Origin of the sequence: Propionibacterium sp. (assembly GCF_047719395.1) — a bacterium.
Lineage (GTDB): Bacteria > Actinomycetota > Actinomycetes > Propionibacteriales > Propionibacteriaceae > Propionibacterium.
In genome coordinates this window covers 996-8,479 of record NZ_JBDNTB010000078.1, presented here as the reverse complement: position 1 = coordinate 8,479, position 7,484 = coordinate 996, and the positions used below count along the sequence as shown (strand labels likewise).

Below are 7,484 nucleotides of genomic sequence, written 5' to 3'. Positions count from 1 at the left end.
CCCCCCCCCCCCCGCCCCCGCCCGGCCCCCCCCCCCCCCCCCCCCCCCCCCCCCCGCCGGCCCCCCCCGCCCCCCCCCCCCCCCCCCCCCCCCCCGCCCCGCCGCCCCCGCCCCCCGCCCCCCCCCCCCCCCCCCCCCCACCACTTTCATCGTCAAGAATCACTGTTCGGGCGATCGCCGCTGAGAGAATCGCCGAACAATTCATGGTGCCGCTTCAGCCGACCGGAAAGATCAGTGCCGCCAGATCTCCCACCATTGCGGCTGATCGTTCGGGGGATTGTCATCTGGCTGCGCGTCTGGTTGCTCACGCACGCTGACATGCCCCATCATGACCGACAGGTCCAGGCGTGCGGCACCATTGCCCACCACATACTCGTCCAGCTGGCGCGGCTGTCCCGCCGGCCAGTTCACCATGCCGAGACGGGCATGCGCGACGACTGTGACATTGGCCTGCCCGGGCAGAGTGACGTTGAGATTGCCCGACTCCACCCGCACGCGATTGCGTCCCTCCGCGATGGGCCCGCTGACGCTGGCACCACCGGCCTGGATGAGCGCATCACGCACCGTGATGACATCGCTGAGATTGGCCGCCCCGGCGGTCACTCTGATCCGGCCGAGTCTGGGCACCTGGACGGTCGTGAGACCGCCGCCGGTCAGTTCGGCATCCACCTCGATCTGAGGGTTCACCCTGATGACCAGCTCCTGCCCGAAGCCGAGCCGACGTAGATCCTCTCCTGAACGCGGTGGATTGAAGAAGGAGAATCCACGCAGGCTGGGACCAACATCGCTCTCGCTGATGACTTCGAGGAGTTCGCCACTGCGCCTCAGGGTGTGCGGGCCCTCAACCTCTGCGCTGATGACCGTGGCATCTCCCACGACCCGGACGAATCGTCCTGTGGCACGGACGATGAGCCGTGTCACGGTGCTGTTCGGACGGCTGGACTGGGCATCGTCGGTCTGGGCGCGGCGGGCCTGCCGGACCGTGGAGCGCGCGTCATCTCCTGGCTTGGCGGCGGCACCAGTTGGTTCGACGTGGTCAGTATCGATGCGTTCGGTGGCGTGCGTGGCGTACTGGGGGCGCCCTGCGGAGAATTCGTCCCGGACGGGCGCCGGATCATCATAGGGATCGGTGCTGGCAGCGGCGCCGGGGTGTGACCCGCCGAGCGCTTCGATGCGCCTGGTGGCCTCGGCTGTGTCGATCTTTCCTGCGGCCAGATCGGCCAGAATGGCCTCCAGCCCGGCTGGTTGACTCATGCGGCCAATATAGGGCGCATGTCCCCGTGCACCCAGAGCAGATTCCTGACTCAGGGTGGGTTCAGGGCGCGAAACTCAGTTGTTTGAAGACGACTCCTCCTTGTCCTCTGCCTGCCGTGGATCGTCGTCCAGCATCTCGTCGCCGGGGCCGGGAATGGCGTCCTCCACGTCGCCGAAACTGCCCTGCTCGCCATAGCCGTGCATCGAACGGACGAATCCGAAGGCGAAGGCGACGAGCGGGATGGCAAAAACTCCGCCAACGATCCCGGCCACGCTGATGCCCACTGCGATGCCCACCAGCACCATCAGCGGATGGATGGACACTGCGCGACCCAGCAGGAGTGGCTGAAGGACGTGAGCCTCCAGCTGCATGACCCCGATGAACACGATCAGCATGATGATGGCCTTGACGAAGCCGAGAGTGACCAGCGTCACGGTCACAGCGATGATGCCCGAGATCAGTGCACCGACGATCGGCACGAACGCGCTGACGAAGGTGAGCGCCGTGATGGCCAGCCACAGATTCGAACCCAGGAAGAACGCGCCCAGACCAGCACCGACGCCATCCACCGCGGCAACGATGACCGCCGCCCGTACATAGCTGACCAGAGATTGCCAGCCTGCCTCAAAACCTGGCATGAGCGTGCTTCTGCTGACACGTGGCACGGTCGACCGAATCGCTCCCGACATTCGCGACCCGTCCTTGAGGAAGAAGAATGTCGCGAACAGCGTCATCGCCAGCCCGGCGAAGAACCTGCCGATACCCGAGCCGAAGGCAGCGGCAATCCTGGCGATCTCGTCCTGGGAGGAGACCACCCGCTGTCTCACCTGGTCAAGCCAGCCTGTGGCCTGCTCATGGCTGATGTGCAAAGGACCCGTGCTCAACCACGTCAAAGCACTCTGCATGACCTCGACGGTTTGCTGGACCAGCTCCTGCCACTGGACGGCGATCTGGGTGCCGACCAGTGTCAGCAGACCGCACAGGATGAGGACGAGCAGCAGCAGGCTCGCCAGCGCAGCCGCCCATGGGGGCCAGCTGTGGTGGCGCAGCAGGCCGTTCATCGGTGCCAGTGCCGCAGTGAGCAGGATGGCCGCCATCAAGGGAATGACGACTTCTGACAGCTGGCCGCCCAACCACCAGACGACGCCCATCCCCGCCACGACGACGAGCACGCGCCAGGACCAGGCTGCAGCGATGCGCAGCGACCTGGGAACCATGTCCCCGTCGGTTTCGGATGGATCGGCGGGAGCTGTCGGGCGTCGGTGAATCTCAGCACGGGCCTCTGGTGGCGCCTCGTCGCCGGGATGCCCGGAGTGCTCAGGCCGGTTGTTGCGCCTACCCAACGAAAATGCAGGCATGAGCCCCTCTTCGTATCCCGGCACCTCCGGCTGAGGCACCATTCACCAGTGTGCCGTACGGCGTGAAGTATTCCTCAACATGACCAGCAAAATCCGGTACCGGCGGGGGATTCCGCCTCGCGAACCGGAACGGGGCCCACGTCATCCCCTGCGGCGTGGCAGGCTCACGATGGCTAGCGTTGGGCACACCACCTCCGGGAGCTGCCGCACGAACACCGTGGACCACCCGGACGGAGCCGATCGGCTCCGCTGGCGGTGGCCGCACGAGGAGGAACGATGCAGGCCCGAGCAATCAGTGCGCTGATGGCCCCCGACTGGGCCGAAGCACTGGCCGACCAGGAGGACCAGATCCACGCGATGGGCCGCTTCCTGCGTGACGAACTGGCGGCCGGGCGCGGATATCTGCCCTCCGGCGACAGAGTGCTGAGGGCCTTCAGCCGCCCGATGGCCGACGTGCGCGTGCTCATCGTCGGTCAGGACCCCTACCCCACCCCCGGCCATCCGATCGGCCTCAGCTTCGCCGTGGAACGCGATGTGCGGCCGCTTCCCAAGAGCCTGGTGAACATCTATCAGGAACTCCAGGCAGACCTGGGCATCTCGCCGGCTCCGCACGGCGACCTGACCGGATGGTTCAACCAGGGCGTGCTGCTGCTCAACAGATGCCTCACGGTGTGTCCCGGACGCCCGGCGTCACATCGCCACAAGGGCTGGGAACAGGTGACCCAGGCCGCCATCGAGGCGCTGGTGAACCGGGGCGGCCCGCTGGTCGCCATCCTGTGGGGTCGTGATGCCCAGTCGCTCACCCCGCTGCTGTCTGCGGGAGGAATTCCCGTCATCGCGTCGTCGCATCCGAGTCCGCTGTCGGCGCGGGCAGGCTTCTTCGGCTCCCGGCCGTTCAGCCGCGCGAACGAGGCCCTGGTCGGCCAGGGCGCACAGCCGATCGAGTGGGATCTCGGGCAGGCCTGATCATCGTCACCTCGCACCGCCGCTCCCACGTGGCGGCGGCGGTGCTCCACCCGGCCAGGCATCGCCAGATCGTCCAGCGCTGTCGCTCACATGGGCCGGGCGCTCCCGACACGACGCGCCTTCGCCACAATGTGCAGCATTTGGGCAAGCATTGGACCCAGCAATGTCGTTAGACAATGTGTCGTCAGACAATCATTCAGTGAAAGGAAGAACCCGGACATGGTGAAATTCCTGCTCGGCATCGTGGCCAATCTGGTTGGCTCCGCCGTGGCTCTGCTCATCTCCGCCTGGCTTGTCAAAGGAGTGCACATCCAGGTGGGCGGTTTCATCATCGCCGTGATCGTGTTCACCATCGCCCAGGCAATCTTCACGCCCTTCATCTACAAGTTGGGACAGGAGCACGCCTCGGCCTTCCTGGGTGGCATCGGGCTGGTCTCCACTCTCATCTCGCTGTGGATCGCCACCCTCTTCCCCGGAGGCCTCCGAATCGAGGGAATCGGCTCGTGGATCGCAACCGTGGTCCTCGTGTGGTTGATCAATGCCCTCGCCACATGGCTGCTCGCAGGGGTGGCCGTCAACCACCTCACGGCCAAGAAGGCTGCCTGAGCTGATCCTGGGGGCCATGAGCCCGGAGGGTTAGCATGGACGAATGCTCCGTTTCGAAAGGGCGCACGCCGTCAATGTTGACCATCCCCTTCCCGGCCGTCTTGACCCGGTGCTCACCATGCCTGCATTCCACCGGATCACCGGTGATCGGCTCGACAAGGAGTTCCCCGGCTCCCAGACGGCCTACTTCGCCGCAGGATGCTTCTGGGGTGTGGAGAAACTCTTCTGGCAGCAGGACGGTGTGCTGAGCACCGCGGCCGGATATCTGGGCGGCGGCACACCCAATCCGACGTACGAGGAGGTGTGCTCCGGGCGCACCGGGCACGCCGAGACGGTGCGTGTGGTCTTCGATCCGGCGGTCACCAGCTACGAACAGCTGGTGCGCGTCTTCTTCGAGAATCACGACCCGACCCAGCTCGACCGGCAGGGCAATGACATCGGTACGCAGTACCGTTCGGCCCTGTTCACCACCACTGCCGATCAGGCGCGCATCGCCACGCAGGAGCGCGACGCCTACCAGCAGGATCTCAGCACCACCGGCTACGGCCAGGTGGCCACCTCCATCGAGCCTGCCGGCCAGTGGTACTTCGCGGAGGACTATCACCAGCAGTATCTGGACGCCAATCCCCATGGCTACTGCCCGGTGCATGCCACCGGCATCAGGTGCACCGGCGGGGCCTGAGCCCCTTGCTCCCGCGCCGCAACCCCCGGAGCCGGCTAGTTGCCTGCGACAGGCCCTCGTGCACCCACCGGCAGACCCAGTTCGGCGAAGGCCTTCAGCGATTCGGCAGCCGATTCGGCATCCATGAGATCGGTGGCGAAGCCGTGCTGGACGAGCACGAAATCACCCACCCGGGCCTCCGGCAGATAGGCCAGGCAGCACTGCCGCGGCTGACCCGCCACTTCGATCGCGGCCATCGGCATCGGACCCCCTGCAATGGCCGTGATCCGGGACGGAATCGACACGCACATCCTCATCCCTCCTTCGCGAGAACATCACCACTGCCGGGCGACTGCCGGGCAGGAACCTCGTCGATGACCAATCCCATCGCACCGGCTGGAGCCATGGAACACGGCAGGCAGGGATCGACATCCCGGATGGCATTCTCCATTGCGAGCACCTCCGGCTCGCCCCTGCCGTCCATCCCGCGGGCCGCCGCCGTGAGAAGCACCGCGAGCCAGGGTTCGTTCTGGGCCGTCGGGGTGAGGATCTGCGCAGCTGTAAGCCGCCCGTCCTCGCCTACCTGGTAGCGGTGCACGAGCAGGCCCCGAGGTCCGTCCACCCAGCCGACACCGACCGAGCCGTCGACCTCAGTGCCGGCGGCCACGGTGCCGCGCGGCTCTGCCAGTTCGGTGCCGAGCAGTTCAGGCCGATCGACCAGCGCGCCGATGGCTTCGATGCTGTGCACCGCCATGACCGCTCGCGCTGCCGCGGCCGTGGCCCCGGTCTGTCCCCATCGCTGCTGCAGCTCGGCCGCCCGAGGCGTCGTGAGCCGCCCAACGCGCAGTTGCGCAACGGGGCCGACCCGATAGGAGCCGTCACCAGCGCCGTCGACGAGCAGTCGCGGGTGAGGCGCCGGGTCCCCCGGATTCTGTTCGGCGACCAGGCTTTCCCAGGCCTCGGGAGGCGCCGACCCGACGAGTACGGTTCCGTCGGCGGACACGGCACGCAGACATGCGCCGAAAACATCCGGCCTGCCCTCACAGTCCGCGAGCGCCACATCGGCCCCATCGAAAGCCAGTGCGCCGCGGGCAGCTGGTGGCACTGCGGCCATCTCGCGCTCGGCAATACGGATGGCCGCGTCGAGGACCATCGGAAGCTGTTCGCGAATCGGTTGCAGCGCAGTGGCCCTGACCGGCGCAGCGATACCGCCCGGCACTGCGGTGACCGGAAAGTGCCCTGGGGATCCCACTGCGGCACTCGTCGCGCTGGCGAGCCGCCGCATGGCCACGCCATGCTCGCGATCGGTGGTGATGGAGCGGCCGGCATTGGTGGCCAGCGCCGAGGCGTGGTGCAGCATGCGCCGGGCGAGTTCTGCCGCCGCGGGCAGCTTCACCGGCCCGTCGAGTGCCTCAAGGGCACGTACCCCGGCCAGGTGATGTGCAGCGGGACAGACTCCGCAGAGTCGCTCGACCAGGCCGGGGATCTCCTCGACAGGTCTCCCAATGAGCAGATGCTCCACCCTCGGCATGCCGGCGAGGTCGAAGCGCGCCGCGACAATCCCGCGATCCCTGCCTCGCTCCACCAGCACCCGCGCGCCGAAGGGATTGACGATCTCGTCGAGCACCACACGCTGGGTCATCGGGCAGCACCTGCCGATGGCAGTGCCAGGATGGACAGGTGCACGAGGTGGGGCTGCTGCGATCCGTGTCGGATGCCGTCGAGGCTGCGGCGCAAGGATCCGGCGCGAGCAGGGTGGAGGCCGTGGGCCTGCGGGTTGGCACACTCAGCGGCGCAGTTCCCGAGGCCCTGCACGGTGCCTGGCCGGTCGCCACGGCCGGCACCCTGCTGGAGGGCGCCCGCCTCGATCTGGAGATGGTCCAGGCGGCGGTCTGGTGCCCCCGCTGCGAAACCGAACAGCCGGTGGACGAGTTCTTCGCGCTGACCTGCCCGGTCTGCGGCACGCCCACCGCCAATCTGGTACGAGGGCGCGAATTCGCGGTGACCTGGGCGGACATGGCGGATATCGGCCATGACAGCGATTCCGGCAGGAGACATGACTAGGCCCGGATTCCAGCCGGAATCTGCAACCAGCGGCCCAGCACCTCGCCCGCCAGTGCGGCGGCACCAGGCAGTGCCGCAGCGACCTCGGGGCTGAGCCCCACCCGCAGATCCACCTGCGCCGGGACGATGCCGACCACCTCGATCTGCTCCGGTTCACGGCCGAGCAGACGCGCCGAGGTGAACACGTCGAGCAGGCCCACCTGGTGGGGTGACAGCTTTGTGGAGAGCATCCTGGGCAGTTGGTCGCCGCTCAGATGCATGACCTCACCCGGCTGCTCGCCGGCGACAGCGTCCAACACCAGCAGCCACCGGGCGTCCTCGACGACCGGCAGCAATTCCATGCCTGAGATGCCGCCATCCATGAATTCGACTGGCGATCCGGCCCCGGTGAGGTGACCCGGCAGCGACTGCTTCAGACCGCCGAGCAGCGCGGGTCCGATGCCGTCGTCGGCCATGATCGGGTTGCCGACCGCCAGCACGGTGATGCCGGGCCTCATTCGAGGCCCAACCAATTCACTCGGCCTCATTCGAGGCCCAACCAATTCACTCGGCCTCATTCGAGGCCCAACCAATT

The 7,484-nt window shown here is 67.2% G+C and carries 10 protein-coding genes; 4 read left to right on the top strand and 6 right to left on the bottom strand.

Annotated features, from left to right (window positions below; all coding sequences use genetic code 11):
* The 3 genes from ABF648_RS11330 to ABF648_RS11320 form a co-directional block, all read right to left on the bottom strand.
* Window positions 1-205 (bottom strand): hypothetical protein (locus tag ABF648_RS11330; protein ID WP_415632367.1); only part of this gene is annotated, 205 nt, incomplete at its 3' end.
* Window positions 206-231: 26 nt separating this feature from the next.
* On the bottom strand, window positions 232-1,254 hold the full coding sequence (locus ABF648_RS11325) for a hypothetical protein (RefSeq protein ID WP_415632366.1): 1,023 nt from the start codon (window positions 1,252-1,254) through the stop codon (window positions 232-234).
* A 75-nt stretch (window positions 1,255-1,329) separates the two neighbouring features.
* Window positions 1,330-2,613 (bottom strand): AI-2E family transporter, encoded by a 1,284-nt coding sequence (locus tag ABF648_RS11320; RefSeq protein WP_415632365.1) that lies wholly within the window; start codon window positions 2,611-2,613, stop codon window positions 1,330-1,332.
* Window positions 2,614-2,889: 276 nt separating this feature from the next.
* On the opposite strand from ABF648_RS11320, the gene ABF648_RS11315 reads away from it, so the two are divergent.
* From ABF648_RS11315 to msrA, 3 genes are all read left to right on the top strand, one after another.
* Window positions 2,890-3,579, top strand: coding sequence for a uracil-DNA glycosylase (locus tag ABF648_RS11315; protein WP_415632364.1), 690 nt, complete (start codon window positions 2,890-2,892; stop codon window positions 3,577-3,579).
* Window positions 3,580-3,798: 219 nt separating this feature from the next.
* Window positions 3,799-4,185 (top strand): phage holin family protein, encoded by a 387-nt coding sequence (locus ABF648_RS11310; protein ID WP_415632363.1) that lies wholly within the window; start codon window positions 3,799-3,801, stop codon window positions 4,183-4,185.
* Window positions 4,186-4,228: 43 nt separating this feature from the next.
* A complete protein-coding gene (gene msrA, locus ABF648_RS11305; protein ID WP_415632362.1) occupies window positions 4,229-4,867 on the top strand; it encodes a peptide-methionine (S)-S-oxide reductase MsrA in 639 nt (212 codons plus the stop codon).
* 35 nt (window positions 4,868-4,902) lie between these two features.
* Here the strand turns inward: msrA and ABF648_RS11300 are convergent, their stop codons facing one another.
* Together ABF648_RS11300 and ABF648_RS11295 are read right to left on the bottom strand one after the other, a co-directional pair.
* Entirely contained in the window at window positions 4,903-5,151 is a 249-nt protein-coding gene (locus ABF648_RS11300; RefSeq protein WP_415632361.1) for a HypC/HybG/HupF family hydrogenase formation chaperone, read from the bottom strand.
* 8 nt (window positions 5,152-5,159) lie between these two features.
* A complete protein-coding gene (locus tag ABF648_RS11295; RefSeq protein WP_415632360.1) occupies window positions 5,160-6,488 on the bottom strand; it encodes a nickel-dependent hydrogenase large subunit in 1,329 nt (442 codons plus the stop codon).
* Window positions 6,489-6,526: 38 nt separating this feature from the next.
* On the opposite strand from ABF648_RS11295, the gene ABF648_RS11290 reads away from it, so the two are divergent.
* Complete coding sequence (locus ABF648_RS11290) at window positions 6,527-6,910, top strand: hydrogenase maturation nickel metallochaperone HypA (RefSeq protein WP_415632359.1); 384 nt, start codon at window positions 6,527-6,529, stop codon at window positions 6,908-6,910.
* On the opposite strand, the gene ABF648_RS11285 is transcribed toward ABF648_RS11290, so the two are convergent.
* Window positions 6,907-7,407, bottom strand: coding sequence for a hydrogenase maturation protease (locus ABF648_RS11285; RefSeq protein ID WP_415632358.1), 501 nt, complete (start codon window positions 7,405-7,407; stop codon window positions 6,907-6,909). The genes ABF648_RS11290 and ABF648_RS11285 overlap by 4 nt on opposite strands.
* Window positions 7,408-7,484 lie beyond the last annotated feature (77 nt).

Bases quoted from the DNA above. Each gene is read 5' to 3' on its own strand.
- ABF648_RS11325 (WP_415632366.1), bottom strand. From the start codon at position 1,254: ATGAGTCAACCAGCCGGGCTGGAGGCCATTCTGGCCGATCTGGCCGCA.
- ABF648_RS11320 (WP_415632365.1), bottom strand. From the start codon at position 2,613: ATGCCTGCATTTTCGTTGGGTAGGCGCAACAACCGGCCTGAGCACTCC.
- ABF648_RS11315 (WP_415632364.1), top strand. From the start codon at position 2,890: ATGCAGGCCCGAGCAATCAGTGCGCTGATGGCCCCCGACTGGGCCGAA.
- ABF648_RS11310 (WP_415632363.1), top strand. From the start codon at position 3,799: ATGGTGAAATTCCTGCTCGGCATCGTGGCCAATCTGGTTGGCTCCGCC.
- msrA (WP_415632362.1), top strand. From the start codon at position 4,229: ATGCTCCGTTTCGAAAGGGCGCACGCCGTCAATGTTGACCATCCCCTT.
- ABF648_RS11295 (WP_415632360.1), bottom strand. From the start codon at position 6,488: ATGACCCAGCGTGTGGTGCTCGACGAGATCGTCAATCCCTTCGGCGCG.
- ABF648_RS11285 (WP_415632358.1), bottom strand. From the start codon at position 7,407: ATGAGGCCCGGCATCACCGTGCTGGCGGTCGGCAACCCGATCATGGCC.